The 23642-nt window shown below is 51.0% G+C and carries 26 protein-coding genes, 1 tRNA gene and 1 pseudogene; 13 read left to right on the top strand and 15 right to left on the bottom strand.

The window, feature by feature from the left end:
• The first annotated feature begins 192 nt into the window (after positions 1-192).
• Positions 193-822 (top strand): TfoX/Sxy family DNA transformation protein, encoded by a 630-nt coding sequence (locus tag JY391_RS13460; protein WP_211934454.1) that lies wholly within the window; start codon positions 193-195, stop codon positions 820-822.
• Here the strand turns inward: JY391_RS13460 and yccS are convergent.
• Together yccS and JY391_RS13450 are read right to left on the bottom strand one after the other, a co-directional pair.
• Positions 776-2938 (bottom strand): YccS family putative transporter, encoded by a 2163-nt coding sequence (yccS, locus tag JY391_RS13455; protein ID WP_200035766.1) that lies wholly within the window; start codon positions 2936-2938, stop codon positions 776-778. The two genes, JY391_RS13460 and yccS, sit on opposite strands and share 47 nt — an antisense overlap.
• 18 nt (positions 2939-2956) lie before the next feature.
• Positions 2957-3403 carry a YccF domain-containing protein gene (locus tag JY391_RS13450; RefSeq protein ID WP_042288001.1) on the bottom strand — a complete coding sequence of 149 codons (447 nt, stop codon included), beginning with the start codon at positions 3401-3403 and terminating at the stop codon, positions 2957-2959.
• 123 nt (positions 3404-3526) lie between these two features.
• Here JY391_RS13450 and helD point away from each other — a divergent pair, with 123 nt between their 5' ends.
• Positions 3527-5581, top strand: a complete 2055-nt coding sequence (gene helD, locus JY391_RS13445; protein ID WP_211934453.1) for a DNA helicase IV — start codon at positions 3527-3529, stop codon at positions 5579-5581.
• A 30-nt stretch (positions 5582-5611) separates the two neighbouring features.
• Here the strand turns inward: helD and mgsA are convergent, their stop codons facing one another.
• Together mgsA and csgI are read right to left on the bottom strand one after the other, a co-directional pair.
• Complete coding sequence (gene mgsA / locus JY391_RS13440; protein WP_042287996.1) at positions 5612-6070, bottom strand: methylglyoxal synthase; 459 nt, start codon at positions 6068-6070, stop codon at positions 5612-5614.
• A gap of 93 nt (positions 6071-6163) precedes the next feature.
• Positions 6164-6826 (bottom strand): curli synthesis inhibitor, encoded by a 663-nt coding sequence (csgI, locus tag JY391_RS13435; protein WP_205611872.1) that lies wholly within the window; start codon positions 6824-6826, stop codon positions 6164-6166.
• A 171-nt stretch (positions 6827-6997) separates the two neighbouring features.
• Between csgI and JY391_RS13430 the strand changes: the two genes are divergently transcribed.
• On the top strand, positions 6998-7417 hold the full coding sequence (locus tag JY391_RS13430; protein WP_042287990.1) for a CoA-binding protein: 420 nt from the start codon (positions 6998-7000) through the stop codon (positions 7415-7417).
• Between the two features lie 40 nt (positions 7418-7457).
• On the opposite strand, the gene hspQ is transcribed toward JY391_RS13430, so the two are convergent.
• Both hspQ and rlmI read right to left on the bottom strand, forming a co-directional pair.
• Complete coding sequence (hspQ, locus tag JY391_RS13425) at positions 7458-7775, bottom strand: heat shock protein HspQ (protein WP_042287987.1); 318 nt, start codon at positions 7773-7775, stop codon at positions 7458-7460.
• Positions 7776-7832: 57 nt separating this feature from the next.
• Complete coding sequence (gene rlmI / locus JY391_RS13420) at positions 7833-9023, bottom strand: 23S rRNA (cytosine(1962)-C(5))-methyltransferase RlmI (protein WP_181821552.1); 1191 nt, start codon at positions 9021-9023, stop codon at positions 7833-7835.
• A 94-nt stretch (positions 9024-9117) separates the two neighbouring features.
• Between rlmI and yccX the strand changes: the two genes are divergently transcribed.
• Entirely contained in the window at positions 9118-9399 is a 282-nt protein-coding gene (yccX, locus tag JY391_RS13415; RefSeq protein WP_042287982.1) for an acylphosphatase, read from the top strand.
• Here the strand turns inward: yccX and tusE are convergent.
• From tusE to JY391_RS13385, 6 genes are all read right to left on the bottom strand, one after another.
• Positions 9396-9725, bottom strand: coding sequence for a sulfurtransferase TusE (gene tusE, locus JY391_RS13410; RefSeq protein WP_181821550.1), 330 nt, complete (start codon positions 9723-9725; stop codon positions 9396-9398). The two genes, yccX and tusE, sit on opposite strands and share 4 nt — an antisense overlap.
• 66 nt (positions 9726-9791) lie before the next feature.
• Complete coding sequence (locus JY391_RS13405; RefSeq protein WP_211934452.1) at positions 9792-10349, bottom strand: helix-turn-helix domain-containing protein; 558 nt, start codon at positions 10347-10349, stop codon at positions 9792-9794.
• 13 nt (positions 10350-10362) lie between these two features.
• Complete coding sequence (locus JY391_RS13400; RefSeq protein ID WP_211934451.1) at positions 10363-11520, bottom strand: CblD like pilus biogenesis initiator family protein; 1158 nt, start codon at positions 11518-11520, stop codon at positions 10363-10365.
• Positions 11513-14242, bottom strand: a complete 2730-nt coding sequence (locus JY391_RS13395; RefSeq protein ID WP_211934450.1) for a TcfC E-set like domain-containing protein — start codon at positions 14240-14242, stop codon at positions 11513-11515. The genes JY391_RS13400 and JY391_RS13395 overlap by 8 nt, the downstream gene beginning before the upstream one ends.
• A 66-nt stretch (positions 14243-14308) precedes the next feature.
• Positions 14309-14815: a CS1 type fimbrial major subunit gene (locus tag JY391_RS13390; RefSeq protein ID WP_211934449.1), complete on the bottom strand. Its 507-nt coding sequence runs from the start codon at positions 14813-14815 to the stop codon at positions 14309-14311.
• A gap of 77 nt (positions 14816-14892) precedes the next feature.
• Positions 14893-15633 (bottom strand): fimbria/pilus periplasmic chaperone, encoded by a 741-nt coding sequence (locus tag JY391_RS13385; protein WP_445012708.1) that lies wholly within the window; start codon positions 15631-15633, stop codon positions 14893-14895.
• A 316-nt stretch (positions 15634-15949) separates the two neighbouring features.
• Here JY391_RS13385 and JY391_RS13380 point away from each other — a divergent pair, with 316 nt between their 5' ends.
• Positions 15950-16711: a winged helix-turn-helix domain-containing protein gene (locus JY391_RS13380; protein WP_211934447.1), complete on the top strand. Its 762-nt coding sequence runs from the start codon at positions 15950-15952 to the stop codon at positions 16709-16711.
• Positions 16708-17190 carry a hypothetical protein gene (locus tag JY391_RS13375; RefSeq protein WP_211934446.1) on the top strand — a complete coding sequence of 161 codons (483 nt, stop codon included), beginning with the start codon at positions 16708-16710 and terminating at the stop codon, positions 17188-17190. The genes JY391_RS13380 and JY391_RS13375 overlap by 4 nt, the downstream gene beginning before the upstream one ends.
• 49 nt (positions 17191-17239) lie before the next feature.
• On the opposite strand, the gene yccA is transcribed toward JY391_RS13375, so the two are convergent.
• Positions 17240-17899, bottom strand: a complete 660-nt coding sequence (gene yccA / locus JY391_RS13370) for an FtsH protease modulator YccA (protein WP_211934445.1) — start codon at positions 17897-17899, stop codon at positions 17240-17242.
• A gap of 32 nt (positions 17900-17931) precedes the next feature.
• Between yccA and JY391_RS13365 the strand changes: the two genes are divergently transcribed.
• Positions 17932-18162 (top strand): hypothetical protein, encoded by a 231-nt coding sequence (locus JY391_RS13365; RefSeq protein WP_060569566.1) that lies wholly within the window; start codon positions 17932-17934, stop codon positions 18160-18162.
• Positions 18163-18175: 13 nt separating this feature from the next.
• Positions 18176-18263, top strand: a tRNA-Ser gene (locus JY391_RS13360).
• A gap of 105 nt (positions 18264-18368) precedes the next feature.
• On the opposite strand, the pseudogene JY391_RS13355 reads toward JY391_RS13360, so the two are convergent.
• A pseudogene (locus JY391_RS13355) lies at positions 18369-18680 on the bottom strand (site-specific integrase); the annotation flags it as partial.
• Positions 18681-18746: 66 nt separating this feature from the next.
• Between JY391_RS13355 and JY391_RS13350 the strand changes: the two are divergent.
• The 4 genes from JY391_RS13350 (at position 18747) to JY391_RS13335 (ending at position 21210) form a co-directional block, all read left to right on the top strand.
• On the top strand, positions 18747-18989 hold the full coding sequence (locus JY391_RS13350) for a YagK/YfjJ domain-containing protein (protein WP_229264052.1): 243 nt from the start codon (positions 18747-18749) through the stop codon (positions 18987-18989).
• A gap of 85 nt (positions 18990-19074) precedes the next feature.
• On the top strand, positions 19075-19695 hold the full coding sequence (locus tag JY391_RS13345; RefSeq protein WP_042287957.1) for a Crp/Fnr family transcriptional regulator: 621 nt from the start codon (positions 19075-19077) through the stop codon (positions 19693-19695).
• An 86-nt stretch (positions 19696-19781) separates the two neighbouring features.
• The gene (locus tag JY391_RS13340) at positions 19782-20696 is read left to right on the top strand and encodes a hypothetical protein (RefSeq protein ID WP_211934444.1); all 915 of its coding nucleotides are present in this window, start codon (positions 19782-19784) and stop codon (positions 20694-20696) included.
• Positions 20697-20712: 16 nt separating this feature from the next.
• Complete coding sequence (locus JY391_RS13335) at positions 20713-21210, top strand: GNAT family N-acetyltransferase (protein WP_211934443.1); 498 nt, start codon at positions 20713-20715, stop codon at positions 21208-21210.
• 383 nt (positions 21211-21593) lie between these two features.
• On the opposite strand, the gene iraM is transcribed toward JY391_RS13335, so the two are convergent.
• A complete protein-coding gene (gene iraM / locus JY391_RS13330; protein ID WP_042287946.1) occupies positions 21594-21950 on the bottom strand; it encodes an anti-adapter protein IraM in 357 nt (118 codons plus the stop codon).
• A gap of 569 nt (positions 21951-22519) precedes the next feature.
• On the opposite strand from iraM, the gene JY391_RS13325 reads away from it, so the two are divergent.
• Positions 22520-23635 (top strand): AI-2E family transporter, encoded by a 1116-nt coding sequence (locus JY391_RS13325; RefSeq protein ID WP_205611880.1) that lies wholly within the window; start codon positions 22520-22522, stop codon positions 23633-23635.
• Positions 23636-23642: the final 7 nt, after the last annotated feature.

Genomic DNA, 23642 nt, shown 5'->3' with positions numbered 1-23642 from the left:
GTATGGATGTACAGTAACCCTGATGCCGTGAAAGATCAACTTTATTTTCGGAAACAAACTCGCAATTTTTATTCATCGTTGCGGTAAAAACGAAATACAACTTGCCCCCTGAGAATAAGTTGCCTATTTTCGTCGTTAACGGATCCGTGACGGCAAATAATTTATTTAGTTTATGATTTAAAAGGGAATTTTATGAAAGTACACTCCTATGACAGGATCAATAAATCACAGGAATATTTATCTTCTCTGGGGACTATCCGTTATCGATCGCTGTTTGGCAGCTACAGCCTGACCATCAACGACACGGTGTTTGCCATGGTCGCCGATGGCGAGCTTTATCTCCGTGCCTGTGAACAAAGCGTACAGTACTGCGTAAAGCACTCACCTGTCTGGCTGACCTTTATGAAGCGCGGACGCCCCGTCATGCTCAATTACTATCAGGTTGATGAAAGTCTCTGGCGCGATCAGCAAAAACTCATCCGCTTGTCGAAATATTCCCTGGATGCGGCGTTGAAAGAAAAACACCTGCGGGGGGCAACGCAACGGCTCAAGGATCTGCCAAATATGACCTTTCATCTTGAGAGCCTGCTTAACGAAGCGGGCGTTTATGATGTCAGTACGCTCCGTGTTTTGGGCGCCAAAATGTGCTGGCTTCGGTTGAGACAAATCAACAAGTCGATTACTGACAAAATCCTCTACATTCTGGAAGGGGCTATTTATGGCATTCATGAAGCGGCGCTCCCGGCGACGCGTCGCCAGGAGCTTGCGGCGTGGGTTAAGACGCTGACAAAGGAGCCGCTGTTTCCGGCGAAGATTGAGTGATTTGGCGCTGCAGTCGGCCAATTTCCGGCAGCAGCGTCACCAGCAATCCTACCTGCTGAACCACCAGAGGCTCTTTGCTGTCCGGACGCGGTTCAAGCTGCTGGATACGGTGTTTGAGTTCGGCCAACGCCAGCTGTACGCGCTGTTCATCAGCCGGGAGATGATGTAAGGCATCATCAACGTAGCACACGGCGTCATCCAGTAATGCCAGCACCTCGGGGTTGGTCAGTTGCTCACGATGCGCCCCCAGCGCGGAAATGTAGCTGGTGAACGTATGGTTGAGGCAGAGTAAACGGAACGCTGCCTCACGCGTTTGGGCGGTTACGTCCGGTTCGCTCGACATATTCGACACCACGGAAGCCAGTTCGGCATCGCGATTATGCGCATCTCGTCGCGCAATGCGATAGGCCAGGCGATTATCGCGCCCCTGATGATATTGCTCAAGAATCGCGTCAAGATAGCGGCAGTTGGCATCGGTTGCGCGTTGTAATACCCGCGGCAGGTTGCGAAAACGCCAGTCCGGCCAGATAAAGCTGACCGCCGCCCAGGCGATGGCGCAACCGATCAGCGTGTCTATGACCCGCGGCAGCGCGACCTCGAAACCTTCGCCAAGCAGATTAAAGCACAACAGCACCAGCAGGGTAATAAACATCGTGGCGTGGGCGTACTGTACGTTACGGAAGGCAAAAAACAGGACGCCGGTGATGACCAGTAATATAAGTTGCCCTTCCAGCGAAGGCACAAACCACAGGACAGGAATGCCAATAGCCACCCCGACCAGCGTACCGATAATCCTCAAGGCCAGACGGTGTCGGGTCGCATTATAGTTGGGCTGACAAACGAACAGGCTGGTCAACAGGATCCAGTAGCCATGATGCATACCGGTGACCTGAATAATGGCGTAACCGACGCAGAGCACTAACGACATCCTCACCGCATGGCGGAACAGGGCGGATTCCGGCGTGAAGTTGCGGCTCAGGCGCAACCAGACATCGCTGAGTCCGTGCGGACTGTCATCGGCGAGCTGATTTTCTGTTTCCGCGTGCGGCATGGCCTGCGCCTGCTCTGATTCTATGGTCGCCAGTTGCGCATCAATAGCTCGCAGGTTCGCCAGCAAAAAGCCCAGCGTTTTCAGCAAATCAGCCGACGCGCCGCTGGAGCGCATCCGCTCAAGCGCGGCATCCAGGTGGGTGAAGGCGCGTTCAAAATGCGGGTCGTGCTGATACGGCGTACGCAGCAAAATTGAGCGTGACAACTGCAGGCAGGCCTGGCCCTGCATCGACATCAGACGCTGGAAGCGGAACATGACGTCACTGTGGCGAAAATGCTCACGCAGCGTCTGATACTGAATGTGCGATGAACTCGCGCGTTCGTGGATATCCTGAGCCACGAAGTAATAATGCAAAGTACGGCGCGTTCCCCGCTGGCCGCGATCGCCGCGCAGTCGACTCAGCAGGGAGACTTTAGTCTGGTTCAGCGTCGCCATCAGTTGGCCGTTAGCCAGCGCAAGGTCGTATAACGGCGCCTGGCTTTCATCTTCTATGTCCGGGTCAAACAGTCGCGATTTCAGTTCCAGATAGTGCGCTAACTGCTCGTAGCTGCGCGCCAGGTTATCCTGCAGGGGGCGAATGGGAAACAGGAGATGGCCAATGAGCGTCAGCCCGTTGTACCAGATAGCGCCCGCCAGCAGCAGAACGGGCTGCTGATACCAGTCGGCGTACAACGACGTTCCCAGCATGGTGTAAATGGCGATCAGGAGCGCGCCAAAGGCAATTGTGGCGTAGCGCTGGCCCAGCCCGCCGAGCAGAATAAATCCGCTGGTCGACAGCGTCAGGCCAATGGCAAACAGCCAGGGATAAGGAAACAGCAGTTCTACTGAAGCGGAAGCAATGAAAAAACAAATTAACGTGATGATCAGATTGCGCAACCGCCCGGCAAGCCGATCGTCGAGATCGGTCAGCGCGGCGGCAACCATCCCCAGAGTCAACGGGATAGTCAGCTTAACATCGCCCAGCCACCAGGGAAGGGCGGTCGTGCCGCACAGGGCGATAAAAATCCGCACGTAATACAGCCAGGTGCTGTTCCAGGTATAACGGCGAAGCAGGGGACTCAACATAACGGCTTTCAGTCCTGATTACTCAAAACGGCGACGCGCGTTGGCTTCACGCGCAGCCTGCGCGGTTTCCACCGAGACAACACGCCGTCCTACCGGCCACAGAGCAATAGCGGCAATTTTAAAGTTTGCGATCCCAACCGGGATACCGATGAGGGTGATGCACTGGGCGATACCGGAAGCGATGTGCATCAGACACAGCCACCAGCCAAAGCAAACCAGCCAGAAAATATTCAACAGCGTCCCGCCGGTATTCATCAGCGCGCTTTTGCCCGCCGGATTCAGTTCATCAACATGAATCGCTTCGTTGCCATAAGGCAGCAGCGACAGTTTCGTAATTTCCCAGCATGAACGAGTCAGGGGCAGAGTGAAGATCAGAACGATACTGACCAGCGTCGCCAGTAACCAGGCCAGCGTTGTCGCAAAACCACCCAACACAAAATTCAAAATATTCAGAACGGTACGCATAAACCCTCGGTTGCTTCTGGTTTTTGGTTATTGTCGGCAATTGTAACGTTTTTTTGGGCTGGAGCACGTATTCTCTGGCGGTTACACTGAGAAGAAATCCTCTTTGTCTGGATCGACTGAGTCATGGAACTGAAAGCAACTTCTTTGGGAAAACGTCTGGCGCAACACCCCTACGATCGGGCGGTGATTCTTAATGCCGGGATAAAAGTGTCGGGCGATCGCCACGAATACCTTATTCCGTTCAATCAGTTAATGGCTATTCACTGTAAGCGCGGTCTGGTGTGGGGTGAACTGGAATTTGTTCTCCCGGATGAAAAAGTGGTGCGTCTACACGGAACCGAATGGGCGGAAACCCAGCGTTTTCACCATCACCTAAATGCCCGCTGGCAGCAGTGGAGCCAGGAGATGAGTGAAGTTGCCGCAGGCGTACTTCAGGAACAGCTTGCCTCTATCGCCGCGCGTACGGGGCAAAACGCCTGGCTAACGCGTGAGCAGACCGCCGGTTTACGACAGCAGATCCTGCGCGCGTTTGCCGCCTTGCCGTTGCCCGTCAGCCGGCTTGACGCGTTCGATAACTGTCGCGAGGCGCTGCAACAGTGCCAGGCATGGCTTAACGATATCGAAGGTTGTCGTCTGCGGCATAACCAGGCTTATACCGAAACGATGCTGAGCGAACATGCGGCGTTCTTTCAGCAGGTGGAATCCTCGCCGTTAAATCCGGCTCAGGCGCGGGCGGTGGTAAATGGCGAACAGTCTCTGCTGGTGCTGGCCGGTGCGGGAAGCGGTAAAACCTCCGTGCTGGTGGCGCGGGCGGGCTGGCTGCTCGCGCGAGGTGACGCGGCCGCTGAGCAAATTCTGCTCTTGGCGTTTGGGCGTAAAGCGGCGCAGGAGATGGATGAGCGTATCCGCGAGCGTCTTCATACCGATGAGATTACCGCACGCACATTTCATGCCCTTGCGCTGCATATTATTCAGCAGGGCAGTAAAAAAGTGCCAACCATCAGCAAACTGGAAAATGACGCCGCGGCGCGAAATACGCTGTTTATCAATACGTGGCGTCAGCAGTGCAGCGAGAAAAAGGCGCAGGCGAAGGGCTGGCGACAGTGGCTGGAAGAGGAAATGCAGTGGACGGTGGCCGAAGGAAACTTCTGGGATGATAAGACGTTACAGCGCCGTCTCGCGCCACGTCTGGATCGCTGGGTCAGCCTGATGCGCATGCACGGCGGCGCTCAGGCGGAAATGATCGCCAGTGCGCCCGAGGACATCCGCGATCTGTTCAGCAAGCGTATCAAATTGATGGCGCCGTTGCTGAAGGCCTGGAAGAGCGCGCTGAAAGCTGAAAACGCGGTTGATTTTTCCGGACTCATCCATCAGGCGATAGTGATTCTGGAGAAAGGACGCTTCATCAGCCCGTGGAAGCACATACTGGTGGATGAGTTTCAGGATATCTCTCCACAGCGTGCGGCGTTGCTGGCCGCCTTGCGTAAGCAAAACAGCCATACCACCCTGTTTGCCGTCGGCGATGACTGGCAGGCTATTTACCGATTCAGCGGCGCTCAGCTTTCATTAACCACCGCTTTCCATCAAACCTTCGGCGAAGGAGACCGCTGCGATCTTGACACTACGTATCGCTTCAACAACCGGATAGGCGAAGTCGCGAACCGTTTTATCCAGCAGAACCCCCATCAGCTAAAGAAACCGTTGAACAGTCTGACAACCGGCGATAAAAAGGCGGTGACGCTGCTGGATGAAACCCAGCTTGACGCGCTGCTGGATAAGCTTTCCGGCTATGCAAAAGCGGATGAACGGATCCTCGTGCTGGCGCGTTATCATCATCTCAGGCCGGAAAGTCTGGAGAAAGCGGCGACCCGCTGGCCGAAGCTGCAGCTTGATTTTATGACTGTCCACGCCAGTAAAGGTCAGCAGGCAGATTACGTTATCGTCGTGGGTTTGCAGGAGGGCAGCGATGGATTTCCGGCTCCGGCGCGGGAATCGATCATGGAAGAAGCGCTGCTGCCGCAGATGGAAGATTTCCCGGATGCCGAGGAGCGACGCCTGTTTTACGTTGCGTTAACGCGCGCTCGGCATCGCGTCTGGTTACTTTATAACAAAGAGAATCCGTCACGCTTTGTTGCGGACCTGAAAGCGCTTGATGTGCCGGTCGCCAGAAAGCCCTGACATCAGGCGGCAGTTGCCGCCTCAATCCGTTTACTTCAGACGCTCCGCCAGATAGCGCGGGTAGTCCGGGATCAGGACGTCTATATCGTCATTAAAGTGAGGCGACTGGATGATGAAATCCGCCGTAGCGACGTTCGTGGCGACCGGAATATTCCAGACAGTCGCCAGACGCAGCAGCGCTTTCACGTCCGGATCGTGCGGTACCGCGTTCAGCGGATCCCAGAAAAAGATCAGGACATCAATTTTTCCTTCCGAGATCAGCGCGCCAACCTGCTGATCGCCCCCCATTGGGCCGCTCAGCATCGCGTTGACGTCCAGGCCTGTTGCGCGCTGGATCAGGTTCCCGGTCGTGCCGGTGGCATAGAGGACGTGCTTTTCCAGCAGCGGCTGGTGCCGTTCCACCCAGTTCATCAGCATTTGTTTGCAGTGATCGTGAGCGACCAGCGCAATATGTTTGCGCGCCGGTAATGTACGGGTTGTCAGTTCCATATTTTTATTCCGTTGTTGGCTTTGCTACAGAGTACTGGAAGTGACTGACGCTGCAAGAGAAAGAGAAAAAAAATGCCGCACGGCACAACAACCTCATGAAGAGGGTTGTTTTTCTGCCCAGCGTAAAAAACGGCTTCGGGTTTGGGGATCGGCCTGACGAAACCAGTATTTCAGCCGTTGCTCCGTGAGCGTTTGCGACTGCGGCACAGCGGTGTCCAGCTCCGAAACGTCCGAAAGCAACGTGCTGTCGTCCGCCATCATCGTGGCAAACTGGCGCAGCGACGCGGGTTTCGCTGCTTTGTTGTAGCGCTCAGTTTCGGCTTCAAAATCAACGATTTTTGTTCGTGTGGTCAGGGAAAGAATATCGAGTTTTACCGGGATAGGCATGGCGTCGCCGTCCAGAAGTTCCAGACGCGGCGCGGCGTCAAAATGGCCCGCGTCGCGTTCGTTTTCCAGACGTGGCAGGTGAAAATTAACCTGACCGACCTGTTGCGTATCAAAGCTCATCACCAGCGGTGGGGAAATATACAGCCGCTCTTCCTGGTTGTTAAACCGCAGGGTTTTCTCAACCCGGAAAACAATCTGATGAGGACCATTGTCCAGTTGAATACTGTCTGCGCCGCGCAGCAGAGAACTGGAGACCTTTTTGCCGTCCAGTACCAGCAGATCGATATCATTTGACAGACGAAGCGTCGTGGCGAGGACGGTTACCGGCAAACATAAGGCGAGTATTACAGTCACGGTGCCGGTTTTCATAAGATCCTCCTGTCCACAAACCGCCGGTAAGAATGTATCAAGATTTTTCGAAAATCATGTTCACTAACATATAGACATATTTTCGACTTTTGCTCTCATACTTGTGTATGGCGCACGTGGTTGGGTTGGCAGGATTGTCGTACACTTGGCTAAACAGCCTGGAGAAAGACGATGAAAGAGAGTGATATTGCTGATATTTTGAACTCTACCCGCACAATTGCGCTGGTGGGGGCAAGCGACAAACCCGACCGTCCCAGCTACCGGGTAATGAAATATCTCCTCGACCAGGGGTATCACGTCATTCCTGTTTCACCAAAGGTGGCAGGGAGAACGTTGCTCGGTCAACAGGGCTACGCGACGCTGGCGGAGGTTCCGGAAAAGGTGGATATGGTCGATGTGTTTCGCAACTCTGAAGCGGCCTGGGGCGTTGCGCAGGAAGCCATCGCGATTGGCGCGAAAACGTTGTGGATGCAACTGGGCGTGATTAACGAGCAGGCCGCGGTGCTGGCGCAAGAGGCCGGGATGAAGGTCGTGATGGATCGTTGCCCGGCCATTGAGATCCCGCGTCTGGGACTGGCAAAGCACGTATAGCAGAAGGCCCGATAGCGAAACGCTGTCGGGCCTTACAATCTTAGTTACGCAGACGAGGCGCCTGCAGTTGCTTGCGGATGGTTTGAGCGAGCTCATCCATGGATGGCTGCTCAGGATGTTCATCCTGCGTCTCGCTGCTTAACTGCGCTTCGGCCAGATAGGTATGCACCGGCTGACCGTCATCATCTTCCATTACCACGTGATACCACGGAGCGGCACGAAGCTCGTCGTTAACCGCCAGCTCATCAGGCGACGGCTCTTCGAGCGAATAGACCGGGTCGATATCCACGACCACTCCGAGATAACCTAACAGGGAATGGCGGACCTGCTGGCCGATACCGAATTTGCTGGCAATCATAGTCACCTCCCGGGAAATCATTACCTTTTATATGAGGGTAACATTCCACTTTTCAAGTTACATGACGCGACAGGCAAACCCTTTCAGATACAGCCCTTCCGGGTAGGTGGCGATCACGGGATGATCGGCGGCCTGACGGAACTGCTCTATAAATTGTACATCACGACCAGCATCTATTGCCGCATCTGCGATGATTTTCTGAAATAAATCCGTGGTCATCAGGCCAGAACAGGAGAAGGTCAGCAGTACGCCACCCGGATTCAGTAACTGAATCGCCAGCATATTGATGTCTTTGTAACCCCGGCAGGCCCCCATCAGTTGGCTTTTATTTTCGACAAACTTCGGTGGATCCATCACGATCACATCAAACTTCTCGCCGCGATCGCGATAGGTTCGCAACAGTTTGAAAACGTCGTCGCGGACAAATTCAGCTTTGCTCAGATCCAGTTTGTTCAGTTCCACGTTTTGTTTTGCAATGTCCAGCGCTTCCTGTGACGTATCGACGCTGATCACATGACGGCAGCCGCCCATCAGTGCAGAAACGGCAAAACCGCCGGTATAAGAGAAACAGTTCAGAACACGCTGATCCTCCACATAACGCCGCGTCGCCAGTCGGCTGTCGCGCTGGTCCAGGTAATACCCGGTTTTATGGCCGCCCTGAATATCCACCAGCAGTTTCATACCGTGTTCTTCAATCGGCAACAGGGCAGGCGGAAGCTCGCCGGTCACCGGGCCGTGCGTCAGTTCCATTCCCTCTTTTTTACGTACCGCGACATCGCTACGGTCATAAATCGCACATTCCGGGTACAGCGCTTGCAGCGCGCTAATCAATGCGGCACGCTGATATTCAGCGCCAGCGCTCAGTAATTGCAGTACCAGAAATGAGCCAAAGCGATCGATGGTCACGCCTGGCAAGCCATCGGATTCACCGGCGATCAAACGATAGCTGTCAAGGCCATCTTTTTCGGCCAACCAGTCGCGCCACTGCTGCGCCTGTTGCAGTCGACGGGTAAAGAAGGCGATATCGACAGATTCAGACGGGTCGAACGTCCAGACGCGCGCGCGGATCTGCGACGCCGGAGAATACGCGCCGCGGGCTAACCATTTACCCTGATGGTCAACAATATCGATGGTTTCGCCGAGGCTGGCTTTACCTTCCATTCGGGCAACGGCACCGGAAAAGACCCACGGATGGCGACGAAGCAAAGATTTTTCGCGCCCTTTGGCTAACACTAAACGTACACTCATAATTTACAATTCTGTCGATTCAAAGAAATGGGCGCCATTGTCCTGAGTTTTTCGTGGATTTGCAACGCGCCCGGGCAAGAGAAGGAGAAGAGCAATGTCGAGAGTCTGCATTATCGCGTGGGTACATGGCCGGGTGCAGGGCGTGGGGTTTCGCTATACCACCCAGCAGGAAGCGCGGCGGCTGGGGGTGACCGGCTATGCGAAAAACATGGACGATGGCAGTGTAGAAGTGGTGGCTTGCGGCGAAGCCGAACAGGTTGAAAAACTAATGAAGTGGCTGAAAGAAGGCGGTCCACGCTCTGCCCGGGTTGACAGAGTGCTAAGTGAACCGCACCGTTCGCGCGAAGAACTCACCGGATTCAGTATTCGCTATTAAATGCATTTTACCGGTTTGGGCAGGCCGGCGATTTTGGTGGCCTGCTTCGCCGGCCCTTTCGGAAACAGGCGATACAAGTAGCGACTGTTGCCTTTTTCTTCGCCGAATTTATTCGCCATCGCTTTGACTAGCATGCGAATGGCCGGTGAGGTATTAAATTCCAGGTAAAAGTCGCGGACGAAACGCACCACTTCCCAGTGTTCAGGCGAGAGGGTAATGCCTTCGTTTTCAGCAATGACTGTCGCCAGCGGTTCGCTCCACTGGGTGGTGTCTTTCAAATAGCCTTCGCTATCGGTTTCTATTTCGTTGCCTTCAAAAATCAACATAGCAGTCTGTCGTTATCATAAAACAGGTCGCAGTGTAGCAAATATCCGCGCAGCCGATAAGACTGCTCAGATGAGTAATTGCAGCAGATTGCTGGCATTGAGCTTCTTTAGCGCATTGCATTTGTGCGTTGAAACCTGCTTCTCGGACATCTGCGTCGCGCGGGCGACGCGATGGACAGGCAGGCCTTTAATGAGCAGACACAGTACCGTGAGTTCTCTGACGGTTAGGCCAAATTCAGTACGCCAACAAGCTGAACGACGCGGTGCTTTCGTAAGCAGGCAGACAATGTCGCGCATTGCCAGACGATCGTTAAGGATATGGATCTGCAACGTCGTGAAGCGTTGACGCAGAAAAATTGCAAGTGCTAACCCTTTCTCGTTACACATCAGGTAAAGCCGTCCCGTCCAGCTTTCCGCCTCCAGGCGTAGCAGCGTCCTCATTAACACCTGATGGGTGGACATAAGGGAAAAACGGCAACGTATGATAATGACCTGCATCAGCAGGAGGGTGGGGCGCCACTGCATCTCCCCGACTGAGATCATCGGCAGTTCGTTACTGCGCCGCAGGGCATGGCACAGCCCCAGGGCATAAAAACGGTTAGTGTCCAGAATCGCGTAATGCATCGTTATATCCTTATTACAATGTGCTGGGGGTATAGATAATTTTTAGCGTGCCGGTGTAATCCCCGGCATTTTTGCTGCTGGCCGTAAACGCAGGGGTGGTGAGGGTAATGGGCGCAGGCACACACAGAACGCTTTCTCCGCCGCCGGGGAGGACCACCTGGCGCAATACGCGCCGGTCATTGGTTCCCTGCCAGATAATATCCACGCCATTTTCCGCCGTCTGGCGGGCGGCGGTGAGTGGGTTGATCACCGAAACCTGATAATCCAGCCGATCCCGGTTTTCGGTTTTGTTGCCGCCGCGACGCCAGACAGAAAATGCCCCGTTGGCACGGCCGGGCGCTGCATGACCGTCATCTTCAAAGCGCAGGAGTACGCGGCTGCTGGCGGCGTTATTGCCGTCGTAAAGGCACATGTCCAGCGAGGTTTCCCCCTGAATTTCATGGCCGCCAGGTTTTCCCGGAAAATACGTCAGGTTCAGATTGACGATGGGGGTCGAATGTGGAAACGCGGGCAGGTAAATCTGCTGATTGCTCGGATCGACTACCTCTATACGAATATTCGCCTGCCATTTGGCGATTGACAGGTAGCCAGGGCAGCCGACATTAGCGTCATTAAAGTTGCCGCCGCAGCTGGCTGAACCCCATTCGCGTAGATCCTGCTTGAGTGTGGCTGACCAGATGCCGGGTACGGAGAGTTTGTCCAGTTCGCTTTTAACAATATAAAAATCGAACCACGGTTCTTTATCCCATGCACTTTCGTCGCCGGTGCCGCCGGTGACGAAACTGGCGAAGGTGAAGACTTTGTTATTGATGAACATCCGTTTTTCACCATAGACATTCACGTCCACTTTCTGATTCGTCAGGCTATGGGTGAAACGCAGGCTGATGGGATAAGGTGTCGCAGGATTTGCCGAAAACCAGACTGGCGCGGTCATGCATGCGCCGTTCGTGGTGTCGGTTCGTGACAGACAGGTTAACGTGTTGCGGCCCCATTTCTGTGGATCGGCAAGATCATAGCCCGTCGGCTCATGCAACCAGATATCAAAGCGCGCAGGCGGCGATAAGCGATCGTAACTGATACTCACGCTGGTATTTCTTCCTGCGGGCGCTCCGGCCAGCGCCTGGCCAGCCCACAGGCATAAGAACATGAAAATAAAAATACGGTTATTCATGGAGAAGTCCTTTTGCTAAGCCGTCCTGAGTTGCCATCGCTGTCGTGCCTGACGCAGGGGCACGGCCCGCCAGTAAGAGTTGCGCCTGCTGCTGTACCGCGTCAGGGAGGGCGGAAAAGGTCATTTCGTTACAGGCGGTTACACCCACGTAACGCACCACGTCGCGCCGGGTGCGAACCGTAAGGGCGCATTGATAAAACTGCTGCTGGCGCACCATATAGAGATTGCGCAGCGGCGCGTTACTTTGTGCGCTAAAACCACCATTACCCAGATCGCTCCATCCGGTGACGTTAAGCGGTAGCCCGCCGGTCAGCGGCATATTGTGTTCATCCATCATCTGGCCCACCCAGGTGTAGCTCATGGTGGTTTGCACCTGTCGATGAAGCATTTTCCCGGGCACCATGAACATTGTGCGGCTACCGGAGCCCTGAGTAATCTCACTGCTGGCGCCGTGAGAAACATCCAGCGACTCGCTAACCGACAGCGTAGTGTGTTGATAGCCTGGCACGGCAAAAAGCGCGCGACTGTTAGCGGCAATATCTGCACTGCCACCGTTATCCAGGGATACGGCGACGTGGGCGGCTTGTTGATCGTCAGGCGCGGCAACGGTAACCGCGATAGCGGAAGCCGGGCGTCCATCGTTCCACCGCCCAAACCATAGTCCTGTGCGCGAGAGGGCAAATGTTGAGTTATAGCTGCCGCTACCGCTTAACGTGTGGCGACTGGCTTTACGATCCCAGGCATCGCTCACGGTCAGGTTACCGTTTCCGTACTGACCGCCCTGACGTGTATAAAATGCGGTATTGAGTGAATCGCTATTGATGCCGGAAGCGCTAACGCCGTACTCATTTTCCCCGCGCGCATCGGTATACCAGTTATGCGCCATACTGTAGCTCAGCTGATTTTTTTGCTGATTCTGCTGCTGCCAGGTAGCCCCCAGCGAGGTATAGCTGGACGCCTCTCCCTGCCGCGGGTGTGAAAGCGAGAGGCTAAGACTCAGATAGCCACCTTTGTCCTTTCCGCGTCGCGAACGATCGTCGCGCATAAACAGGTTCAGGCTACCGTTAATATTCAGGCCATGGGTACTGAACGATTTACTCATTCCTCCCTGCCACGCTTCGGTTCGGGAACGCGTCATATAAACCGACTCCCACGGCAGACCATTCTGATGGCGATCGTCCCTGTCTGGTAAATCCCGGCGGGAAACATAACGCCCCTCGTTACGGTTATCGGCGTAGCCCAGATTGGCATACCACGTGCCAACCGGGACGGAGAACATCACGGAAAGCGAGCGGTAGCATCCGCTGACGCCATAAAAACCGCTTTGGCGGGTGTCGCAACTGTCTGCCGACAGGGCGTTTCGATAAAAGCTCAGTGAAAAGCCGTCGTTGTAGCTGATTTGCTGAATATTTCCCCGTTCGCCCCGATTGCCATTGAGATAGCTGAAGCGGGTGCTTAACACGCCGTCAATGGCGCCCGCGCTGAAACCATGACTCCAGTCGAGTGCGTTTTCTATGAAGCGATGCCCGCCAGTCAGGGTCGCGCCGCTGGTAATCGCTGCTGAGGCCGACAGGGGCAGACGAAAACCGAGCTGAGCCACACCGCGCCGGGCATAATGCTGATCGTCATCATCGGTTTGACCGGCCTGCATAAACCATTCAAACCGATCAAATGGCGTAACACCGGTACGGGTAAACGGTACCTCTTCGGTACGAATCAAACGGTTATTTTCGTACACCGCCAGCGACACGGTGTAGCTGCCGTCCGGGAAATTGCGGGTATCCAGAGTTTGCGCGCCGGCGTTCAGATAAAAACTTGCCAGCAGTTGCTGGCCGCGACGGGCATCAATACGTGCGTCGTGGGACAGAAAAACGGTGACAGGCGTTCCTTGAGACTGTTGCGTTGGATTCATCCATGCGCGGGTCGAACCTGCCCGAACGCCGCGAATTTTGCCCAACGGCAACTGACTTAGGTTTATGTTTCCCCCTGCGTTGCTAAACAGATCGCGGGTATCCATTTCGCCCGCCTGCAGATAATACTGACGCCAAAGATCCTGACGAAACCAGGCATTGTTAACGGTAAAATCCTGCTGTTGTTGATGACGAGCGCGCTGCCCCTGCCAGTTCCAGTCGAGAGTAAAATAGCCGTCCTCGGTCAACGCTAACGCGCCGTTGCCCTGAACCGTTGCAGATTGATAATCGCGGTCGGCGACAAAATTGATATTCTGTTGATGGATCAGTGCGTTTTCCGTGTCCTTCGTCGGCTGGTACCACTGCTTTTCCTGTGCCTGTTTGGGCAAATAACGCTTGTTCAGAAACAGGCTAATTCGGGCGTTGTTTTCGTCATAAATAACGGCCAGACCAGCGGTGTCAACGTAATCACAACCTTGGGCAAATCCGTTACTGCTGCATGCGAGGTTACCGTTGCGCGACAACGGCGCCGCCAGCGCGTTGCGAACCATTGCCAGCAAAGTTGGATCATCGTTAAACCGGCGCTTAATCGCATCCAGTAAGTTATCGGGTTGCACAAAAGTGACAGATTCAAGATTGATATCCGTTTCATACAAGCCAAGCGATTCGCCATACAAGGACACGTCGATCCACAGACGCTGGTTTTTCGCCAGATCTTCGAAGCCAGCAGGAATGACCATTTCAGCACAGGCCAGTTGGACAGACGCCGGTAACAACGCGGCAAAAAGGAGAGTTTTACTATGAAAAGCCATGAACAAGCCTCGACGTCATCCTGAAGTCAGAGGGCTTGCGCCCTCTGACTTCATCTCACTACGGTGTTATGCACCGCTTTCCGTGGTGGTGGCCTGAGTCAGCATCAGGCTAACGACGCCACTGTACTGACCCGTTTTGAGGATCCCTTTCGTGGTTTGAGAAATAATCAGCGGTAAAACGGAAGAGCCGTTTTCAACGCTGCCCGGGAACAGTTCTGCGCCAGTGAATTCGGCATCGGTGGTGGTCAGTGTTTTTTCACCTAACTTGACGGTCATCGGAACCGTTTGATCCCCATCGGCATTAATTAACTGAGCCGCACTGACCAAGCGAACTTTTACGTTGCTGGTGGCGGAGTTAGACCACACCTTGGTATTCAGACGATAGCTTTCCAGGCCACGCCCCGGCAGGTATTGCATATCGATGCTGGCAGGCAGGGGGGTGTTATCCGCCTGCGTCATATCCAGTTGTGAATCGACGTTAGCGTTCACCGTGATATCTTTCTGGATGGCGAGAGCACTGACGGATGTTGTCATAGCCGCGACAATCAGCAGAGGTTTAATATAATTACGCATTGATATCTCCATATTTAAAAACGAGCTCCATAAGCCCTTAATTAAAACCGCAATGGCGGTTGTTGCACGTTGTCGTGTTAATTCACGACGGGTAAATCAGCTTCTTCACTGCTTTTATTCAACCAGTTGAAGTAGCGGAATTTATATTGATGGCCCCGGGCCGTTGATAAAGCTTTCAACGTCCTCTGGGTATCGGGATAGATCGTGGCATCCTCTTTTATCCATCGGCATTGGGAATCCGACTGACAAATTCCGATTTCTTTTAATGGCACACGTAAGGTCCCGTCATTAATGACTTCGCCGCTGCGGGGATTAAATTTCAGCGAAACGCGGTTTTCTTCGGGCGCCAGATGTACCAGTGCTCCCCAGATAACATTCACGCCTAACTTCGCCGCCGCAGCCGCGGTACTCTCCCCAGGAAGCAAACTTTCAGGCTGTTTTACGCCTTCAAAGTACACCCGCCACGTCGTCTCTTTTGATGACGGCATCAGTGAAACCAGGCGGATAACCCTTACAGAGCCTGCCGCCAGCGCGAATTTGTCCGGCGTGACAACCAAGCCTTCCTGTTGCCATGCTGCGACATCAGCCTCTTTTTCCTGCGGTGTGCCGGGGTTAAGAATTTTCTTTTGCGTCACCCTGATGAACTGAATATCATCGCTTTTCGACGCGACTTTAATTTGTGCCGTCCCGGACTGATCCACGTTCAGTTCCATGGGATACACACTCATATTGGCCATCGTCATTTCGGGAATAAATGACAATGTCAATGCGAAAGCGCAAAGGGTGTGCGTCCTGTTTATTTTGTTCTTCTGTATCAACTTCAACCTACCTGCTGTTAGCACATTCTTCGTGATGGCCTACCTGTATTGCTTTCTGCTTTCGCATCACATCGGGGCAGGGAAACTTTAATCAGAACAGCATGTTGTGGGAATTTGTATTTTAAAAACTGATTTTTACAGTTTTTTATCCTGCCGTTTTGGTTTTAAAGTTGTATAGTTAAGCAAAAATACCGCTTTACTCATTGTGTCGCGAAAAAGCTCTGCTCAGAAAATAGCCTGAGTTCAGTGGACGAATACGCCAGTGAGAAAACAGGTTGCAAACAGAACCGCGTGCGGTATCACATGAGATTTCTGTATGTTTTTTATTTTTAATCATTCGTTGTTGTTTGATCCAAAAGCACAGTCAATAAGCCTCGTTGGTCAACCAGAATCGGCAATAACGCTGTCGGCGCCTGCCGTACGTTTACTGCAGGAATTTATTCGCCATAAAGGCAGTGACCTGAGTCGGGAACAGTTAATTACCCGGGTATGGGATGAGTACGGCTTTACACCATCGGGAAATAACCTGAATAAAGCAGTCAGCGAACTGCGCAGAAGTTTCCAGTTGCTGGGGGAAACGCGTGTTGTTATTACCACCGTTCCACGTTTGGGATTTCGTTTCGAGGGCGACGTTTCATGCCAGCCGCGGGAAAAAACGACCAGCCCGGAGCCTGTTGTGGAGCCACCTGTCACGTCTTCAACGTCGGCACCTCACTTCCGTTTTCGATTCAGGCGGACAGCTTTACTTGCTTTGGCACTCGTCGGGGTGGCTATCGGCACGTTTCACTACATAAAGCCGGACTTTATTCTTCCCGCCACGTTAAAGCCGGTAGAAGAGAACATTGCGGGTTGCCGTATCTGGTTAATTAACGATCACGGACGCCCGTTGGTCATCGCGAAACTGGCGGCGTTATTGGCAGAAAACAAAGTGGAGTGTCAGAGAGAGAATTACGACATTTATTATTTCAGCGCCAGATTTTCCATTGCGAAGGCTGATGAGGTTTTTATCGGCGCCTGTCCGGAAAGTAAGAGCCGTTTCTGTAAAACGATCCGTTATAAGAGTGGGGCAGGAAAATGAAAAACAAACTTTTGTATGGCGTTTGCGGTACGTTGATTGGCGGCGCGCTGGCGACATATTTTTACCCGTCGTGGTCGAGAAGTCATAACGTCATTGCCTGCACAACGGAGTTTAATTTCACCCGCAACCAGGGCAAAGAGAGTGAAGTCAGGGTGAACGCGGTTGCACAGTTTTATTTTCATCGTGACGGTACGGGGCTTACCACCTATAAAGGTGCGGCGAAGGCTGGTGGACGTGACATGATTATCGATCGCGACATGAATTTTACCTGGACGCCGAGAGAGGATAATAACGTCATTGTACTGACCTATACGAAGACCTGGCGGCGGCACAATGATGACACGCCGGACGCGCAGTGGGGAGGTTTCGCGCGCGCCGACGCGCGTTATTATCTGACCATTGCGGAAGTGGCGCCTTCAGTCTGGTTAATCCAGGATCGCCTCTATCCGACATACCTCTGTCGCGGGAATCAGGCATAAAAAAACGGAGAATGCGCAAGCATTCTCCGTTCATGTTTATACCCTCAGCTTAGTCGCGGCTGGCGAAACCCAGAATACTGAGCAGGCTGACAAAGATATTGTACAGCGAAACGTAGAGGCTAACCGTTGCACGAATATAGTTGGTCTCACCACCACGGATGATATTACTGGTTTCGAACAGAATGGCGCCTGAAGAAATCAGGATAAATACCGCGCTAATCGCCAGATGCAGCGCTGGCAGTTGCAGGAAGATATTTGCAACCATGCCGATCAGCACCACCACAATACCTGCCATCAGCATACCGCCGAGGAAGGACATATCTTTGCGCGTAGTCAGTACGTAGGCTGAACAGCAGAAGAACACCAGTGCGGTGCCGCCCAGCGCCATGCCGATCACATCACCCATCCCCGCGGAAAGGTAAGCGTTCAGAATCGGGCCAAGGATATAGCCAAGGAAGCCGGTAAAGGCAAACGCGGAGATAATACCACTTGGCTTGTTCGCTGTTTTATACGTCAGAAACATCAGACCATACATACCGACCAGCGTCAGGATCAGACCCGGAGAAGGTAGCATCAATACGGTACTGGCTGTCGCCATGATCGCAGAAAACGCCAGCGTCAGGCTCAGCAGAAAATAGGTATTACGCAGCACTTTATGGGTGCTGAGTAGCGATGTACGGTCATGTGAAGAACTAACAATACGATCCATGAGTCACTCTCTTATGATGACAGATGTAATTAATGACAGAAGATAATGAAATCCCAGGCGATGACATAGCGGTTTTACCCATCTTTACTCATTTGATCTTCATCAGGTTTCACGGTCATAAAGCGCCTGCACGCTCAAAGGCTGAAGATTGTGCTGTTAAAATGGTCAATGTGTTGTTATTTCAGTCGATTAACAGCATTTTGACTGTTTTTCAGGCAAACAAACACATTCGGGCTTTACACGGCGCATCGGGATGTTTATAGTGCGCCTCATTCCGGAAGTGTGGCCGAGCGGTTGAAGGCACCGGTCTTGAAAACCGGCGACCCGAAAGGGTTCCAGAGTTCGAATCTCTGCGCTTCCGCCAGATTAAACAAGGGGTTACCGAAAGGTAGCCCCTTTGTTTTTCAGGGCGAACAATCAAAAAAGAATATTCTCGAAGAATATCCCACACCTCCATTTGCATAAACATTCACTTTTCCTCAATAACCGGACGATTCAGCGTCGGGTTGATTTGTACCTTCCTGTCGTAGATGAGCACCTGGCTTTCTGTTTTGTGACCGCTGAAAAGCTGCTTATCCCTGTTGCTACCCTCAAAATCTGAAATAGCTTTTGCCTTAATATCATGAAATGTGTAATTCAGTTCACGGCCCAGTTCGCTTTGTACTGCACGTACAGCCTTAAGCCAGCGGTTATTAAATGTCTTGCGGATGAACTGACCACGATCGTTGTTGTAAAGCACCAGCGCGTCAGGTGACAGTCTCGGGCATTCTTTCTGTGCCGTTATTCAAATCAATTTTGCGCCAGCCAACAGATTTTTGGCAGGGCTGAATATGTCTGGGTACGTGAGGTGGGCGAAAGCGACAAACCGCACTACCACGTTGCGATATTCGTTAACAAAGATACGTTCAACTGCCCGGGAGATTATTCGAAGAACGACCGTAATCCGGGGAGCGATGTCCGTGAGGCATGGCTGAGTGCGACTGGTCTGTCCGGGGATCCTGAATACCGAACGCTGGTTGCCTTTAACAACACGCCGCACACTCTGGAAAAGCTTAGTGTTGGAAGAAGAAAAAAGTTAAAGTACGAATAAAATATTGGTTGCCTGAAGTTAATTTAGGCGTTTTCTTTACAACCATATTTATGGTAATAGTTTTGAATAACAAGAGGAGAGGGCAATGTTCTTTTATGATATTATACCAAACCGTATGAAAGAGAAGCTGGAAACTAAAATATATAATCCCAATGAAACAATATTATTTGCAGAGCGGGAGAATAACTACATTTATTTCTTGATGGAGGGCACAGCTGAGGCGTATATTCAAAGCCCTCACGGAACATTTGCTACTCTGCATTTGTATGAAAAAGGAAGTTTTTTCGGTGAAATAGAACCATTCTACGATGGAAGGAAACCCGTTGAAATTACAGCCATTACATCATGTATTGCCAAACGTCTTTATAAAACAGACTTTCTGTCATGGTTACAATCTGATTTTGAAGCTACTAAATTTTTAATTAAAGAATTAGCAAATAAATTGATAATAAACGCTGAATTGGTAGAGCATATACTAAGCCTTACCGTGAAAGAAAGACTTTTGAGAAGTATTCTGATGCATTATCGACGAGACACTTTGCAAAATCTCACAAAAGCAAATTTATCAAAGGAAATTAACACCCCCATTCGGAGTTTGAATAGGGCTATCAGCACTTGTGAGAACGAGGGGATAATTTCATATAGTAACAACACGTTTTTGATTAAGGATATGACACAACTCCAAAAAAGTGTGCCATATTTATAATGTCGGGTCAATTGACCTTGATAGGATTTCTCACTTTTACTATGCTGAAAAACACTTTTACTATGCTGTAAAAAAGAGAGATTTTTATGGACAAAATTTGCAAGAGAATATTAGAAAAAATAGAAGTACAGGACATTTTCGACAGAATATGTTCTTTGAATACAGCAGACTTCAATTCTCTTTTATTGAAACTTTTTTTACTAAGAACAGCGAAATCCTCACCACAAAAAGTCCTGCATGTTTTCAGGGAAAATCGCTTTGTTGCTCCCGGCAGCTTTGATCCGATTAAACTGTACCAGTTGGAGCTTGAACTATTATCAATGACATCAAAAGCCGGAATTACAAACAAACTGTTGTCCCCGGTTGCACCGATTGGCAGTTGTAGTGTGTTTGGCTGTGTAAACCAAAACAATGTATTAAGTGCGGTACGGAATGTTGAGGTGCTTTCCGACCCGTCTAATATTCTGGCAATCATGCTTTCCAGTGATATATTGAACAACCAAATTGACCATACCCGCTGTACACATTATGCGACGACGTCACGCGTAGTCAGAGGTCAGAAGTGGGAAGGCGAAAATTTATATGCACATTTTGGGATTTTTTGCATTGTATCCGCCGCAAAGGATAAGGGCTCTTATCTGTGTGAAAAGGAGCTGTTAAAGCACCATCTTCAATTCTATGATCATTTTGTACAGACAAGATACCATCGTAAAATGTCGATTATGCTAAGACGGCGAACTGGGTATACAGCCTATGAGGACTTTTTTGAAGAAATGTACTCTGCTGTAAAAGAGATGTTTCCTGATACTCCTGTTTCTGTTGATCTAAAAAGTGAGAACAACAACTACTACAAAGGAATCAACTTTAAGATTTATGTACAAAAAGATAACGAGCAAATTGAGATCGGCGATGGTGGTTTTGTTGATTGGATTAGCAAATTGACCGGGAGTAAAAAGAATCGGTGTTTAATAAGTGGTCTTGGTTTGGAAAGGTTGTTATAGCTTTAGGAGAAAATTTATGGAATTAAAAGAATGGTCTTTAGACTATGTTCACGACCTGGTCCATCATGCAAATAACCGGAACATTGCCCGAAATTTGAGAAATATCTTTCCCTACCCCTATACGGAAGAAGATGCTGTGCGCTTTATTGAATTTTGCCAAACGCAAGATTTAAAGAAAACTCGCAACCTTGCAATCGTCATTGACGGTCAAGCGGTGGGCGGTATCGGTATTACAGTAGGTTCTGATATGTATGAGAAAAGCGCAGAACTTGGATACTGGCTTGGAGAAGATCACTGGGGAAAAGGGATCATGACAAAAGCTGTAAAACAGATGGTGCAGCTTTCATTCCAGGATCACAATATCATCCGATTATATGCGACCGTCTTTTCTCATAATTTGGGATCATGCAGGATTCTTGAAAAAAACGGTTTTGAATTAGAGGGCGTGTTAAAAAAGGCAGCATACAAGAACGGTAACCTCTATGACAGCAAACTATATGCTTTGTTGCGGTGACCCTGGTCCAAAATCAGTGCAATGCTAAATCAGAGATCTTCGTCTTTTTGGATACTTCGGATAAATTCAGCCGGAGTTACTCTCCGGCTATACCGGGTCGTATGTTATGTCACGACAGGCTTCGTCTGCCTGGTAGGCAAGATGCTCTTCACAGGTTTGAGCTTGTGCAAGCGTCCACACACAGGAAACCTCCAGTCGTCAGAATGGAAGTACAGGATAAGCTGGTCGGCGATAAAAAACGCGTCACCTTTTGCGTCGCGGGCGAATAGGCATCGCAACCCGTCTATCGAGTGGACTCCGCGCTGTGCCCCATCCCGGAAGCGATGCTTGCTCGTTATACCTAACAGACGCGCGCGTAAGCACATCCTTGTTGAAAGAGTCCTTCAGGACACCAATGAATGTTGTGGGCGTTTTTTACCGTAAGGGCAAACTTTGAGTGCGCATTTGAAGGGGGTAAGGCAGAGATCATCGTCGTCGCGACTGCTTTCCGGACATTTAATTTTCTCTTTCATTTCGCGCCAGACAGAAAGTTTAAGCGTCGTGATATTGTAGACTTTTAGTGGATGATATTCTCCATCAATTTTTATGCCTTCCGCAAAAGGTTCAATTGTTGATCCGGCTGGAATAATGACATCTCCTTCATACCAAATTACCAGTTTGAGCATTTTTAGGCTGACGATGCTGGAAAACGCAATACCAGTATTAGGGCATGCAATTGTGTCAATTACTGTCCACTTCACACTTAACTCCTTTAAGTTACGCACTTCTTGATATCATTTGAAATAGGCTGGTGTAGGCTTGTTTCTAAAAGTAAACAACGTTTCACTATGTTTCAAGGTGATGTAAGTCCTTGAAAAACGATCGTTTTTGTTATCTCTTTTTATTTTTCTTTTTAATTCAGCAGGTAAGCGGTAAAAATCTTATTGAAAGCTATACATAACTTTACGTTACTAATTAAAATGCGATCATTTTTTGATCAAATAAAGCGAAGCGGTAAGCTGCAAAATAGAAATGCCGACAGTAATATTTTGTTGGTTCTGATTTACCTCGCCTCAGATGATTCTGGCAAGAAAAATATCGGCGAGAACTATTGGCTATAAAATATTAACACCTAAAATTATGACAGATTGGGTGGTTTTGCCAGAGGGAGAGTAATAATTATGCCTGCTCTGGCTCTTGAGTGGCCATTTCCACAACGCACGATGGAAAGGGGACGCCTTTGTTGCCGCATTTTTCCTGCTCTCCGGGATTGTAAAATTCCCAATCAGACCTATAGTCCAAAGAGTTGTTTTGTTTACAGGACTGACTAATGCGTTTTAACGGACTGACAAAAGGATTTTTCCTTTTCCTGCTGGTTATGGTGACATGGGCTTTCTTCGATGTTTTGTCACCGTACTTCTCCGCTATCCTTTGGGCTGCGATCCTTACGGTTATTTTTTATCCCATAAAGAACAAATTGCGCGTCGCGCTGGGAGAACGCAATGGTCTGGCGTCACTGCTGACGCTGGGGATTATCTGTCTGATCGTCTTCATTCCGCTGACACTCATCCTCTCCTCGCTGGCCTTCGAACTGAACGTCGTTTACGTCAAGCTACAGAATAATAACGCCCAGTTTCCGGAGGTGATCGCGAGTTTATTTGCCCATATGCCTGACTGGGCGCGAACGTTTCTTGCCGATCACAATCTCGACAGCGCTGCGGAAATCCAACAAAAACTCTCTGAGGTGGCCCTGAAAGGGGGGCAGTATCTGGCAGGTAGCGCGTTTCTGATTGGCAAAGGAACCTTTGGCTTTGCCATCAGTTTCGGCGTAATGCTGTATCTGCTGTTCTTCCTGCTAAAAGACGGGCCTTTTCTGGTGCGTCAGATCCTCGATTCGCTTCCCCTGTCAGACTTTGTGAAGCAGCATCTGTTTGCGAAATTTGCCGGCGTTTCCCGCGCGACGGTAAAAGGTACGGTTGTGGTGGCGATTGTGCAGGGGACGCTGGGCGGGATTGCGTTTTATATTGCCGGAATCGAAGGCAGTATTTTATGGGGCGCGCTGATGGCGTTCCTGTCGCTTATCCCGGCGGTAGGCTCTGCCATTGTCTGGGTGCCTGCGGCCATTTATCTGTTTGCGACGCAGCAGCTGTGGCAGGGCTTTTTTATCGTCGGTTTCTTTATGGTGATTGTCGGTCTGGTGGATAACATTCTGCGACCGATTCTGGTCGGCAAAGACACGAAGATGCCGGACTACCTGATCCTGATCACCACGCTGGGCGGCATGGAAATCTACGGCATTAACGGCTTTGTGATTGGTCCGTTGGTCGCCGCGTTGTTTATCGCCTGCTGGAACATCCTTTCCGGGCGCGATCATGAAGGCAACGCGGAAGAACTGGATAAAGATTTTATCGAGGATGGTATCGCCGACGACCAGAAGCCGGAATAAATCTTTC

The sequence above is a fragment of the Citrobacter sedlakii genome (assembly GCF_018128425.1).
GTDB lineage: Bacteria > Pseudomonadota > Gammaproteobacteria > Enterobacterales > Enterobacteriaceae > Citrobacter_A > Citrobacter_A sedlakii.
This window is presented reverse-complemented; position numbering and strand designations above follow the sequence as displayed.

Bases quoted from the DNA above. Each gene is read 5' to 3' on its own strand.
- JY391_RS13460 (WP_211934454.1), top strand. From the start codon at position 193: ATGAAAGTACACTCCTATGACAGGATCAATAAATCACAGGAATATTTA.
- yccS (WP_200035766.1), bottom strand. From the start codon at position 2,938: ATGTTGAGTCCCCTGCTTCGCCGTTATACCTGGAACAGCACCTGGCTG.
- JY391_RS13450 (WP_042288001.1), bottom strand. From the start codon at position 3,403: ATGCGTACCGTTCTGAATATTTTGAATTTTGTGTTGGGTGGTTTTGCG.
- helD (WP_211934453.1), top strand. From the start codon at position 3,527: ATGGAACTGAAAGCAACTTCTTTGGGAAAACGTCTGGCGCAACACCCC.
- mgsA (WP_042287996.1), bottom strand. From the start codon at position 6,070: ATGGAACTGACAACCCGTACATTACCGGCGCGCAAACATATTGCGCTG.
- csgI (WP_205611872.1), bottom strand. From the start codon at position 6,826: ATGAAAACCGGCACCGTGACTGTAATACTCGCCTTATGTTTGCCGGTA.
- JY391_RS13430 (WP_042287990.1), top strand. From the start codon at position 6,998: ATGAAAGAGAGTGATATTGCTGATATTTTGAACTCTACCCGCACAATT.
- hspQ (WP_042287987.1), bottom strand. From the start codon at position 7,775: ATGATTGCCAGCAAATTCGGTATCGGCCAGCAGGTCCGCCATTCCCTG.
- rlmI (WP_181821552.1), bottom strand. From the start codon at position 9,023: ATGAGTGTACGTTTAGTGTTAGCCAAAGGGCGCGAAAAATCTTTGCTT.
- yccX (WP_042287982.1), top strand. From the start codon at position 9,118: ATGTCGAGAGTCTGCATTATCGCGTGGGTACATGGCCGGGTGCAGGGC.
- tusE (WP_181821550.1), bottom strand. From the start codon at position 9,725: ATGTTGATTTTTGAAGGCAACGAAATAGAAACCGATAGCGAAGGCTAT.
- JY391_RS13405 (WP_211934452.1), bottom strand. From the start codon at position 10,349: ATGCATTACGCGATTCTGGACACTAACCGTTTTTATGCCCTGGGGCTG.
- JY391_RS13400 (WP_211934451.1), bottom strand. From the start codon at position 11,520: ATGAATAACCGTATTTTTATTTTCATGTTCTTATGCCTGTGGGCTGGC.
- JY391_RS13395 (WP_211934450.1), bottom strand. From the start codon at position 14,242: ATGGCTTTTCATAGTAAAACTCTCCTTTTTGCCGCGTTGTTACCGGCG.
- JY391_RS13390 (WP_211934449.1), bottom strand. From the start codon at position 14,815: ATGCGTAATTATATTAAACCTCTGCTGATTGTCGCGGCTATGACAACA.
- JY391_RS13380 (WP_211934447.1), top strand. From the start codon at position 15,950: ATGTTTTTTATTTTTAATCATTCGTTGTTGTTTGATCCAAAAGCACAG.
- JY391_RS13375 (WP_211934446.1), top strand. From the start codon at position 16,708: ATGAAAAACAAACTTTTGTATGGCGTTTGCGGTACGTTGATTGGCGGC.
- yccA (WP_211934445.1), bottom strand. From the start codon at position 17,899: ATGGATCGTATTGTTAGTTCTTCACATGACCGTACATCGCTACTCAGC.
- JY391_RS13365 (WP_060569566.1), top strand. From the start codon at position 17,932: ATGACAGAAGATAATGAAATCCCAGGCGATGACATAGCGGTTTTACCC.
- JY391_RS13345 (WP_042287957.1), top strand. From the start codon at position 19,075: ATGTTCTTTTATGATATTATACCAAACCGTATGAAAGAGAAGCTGGAA.
- JY391_RS13340 (WP_211934444.1), top strand. From the start codon at position 19,782: ATGGACAAAATTTGCAAGAGAATATTAGAAAAAATAGAAGTACAGGAC.
- JY391_RS13335 (WP_211934443.1), top strand. From the start codon at position 20,713: ATGGAATTAAAAGAATGGTCTTTAGACTATGTTCACGACCTGGTCCAT.
- JY391_RS13325 (WP_205611880.1), top strand. From the start codon at position 22,520: ATGCGTTTTAACGGACTGACAAAAGGATTTTTCCTTTTCCTGCTGGTT.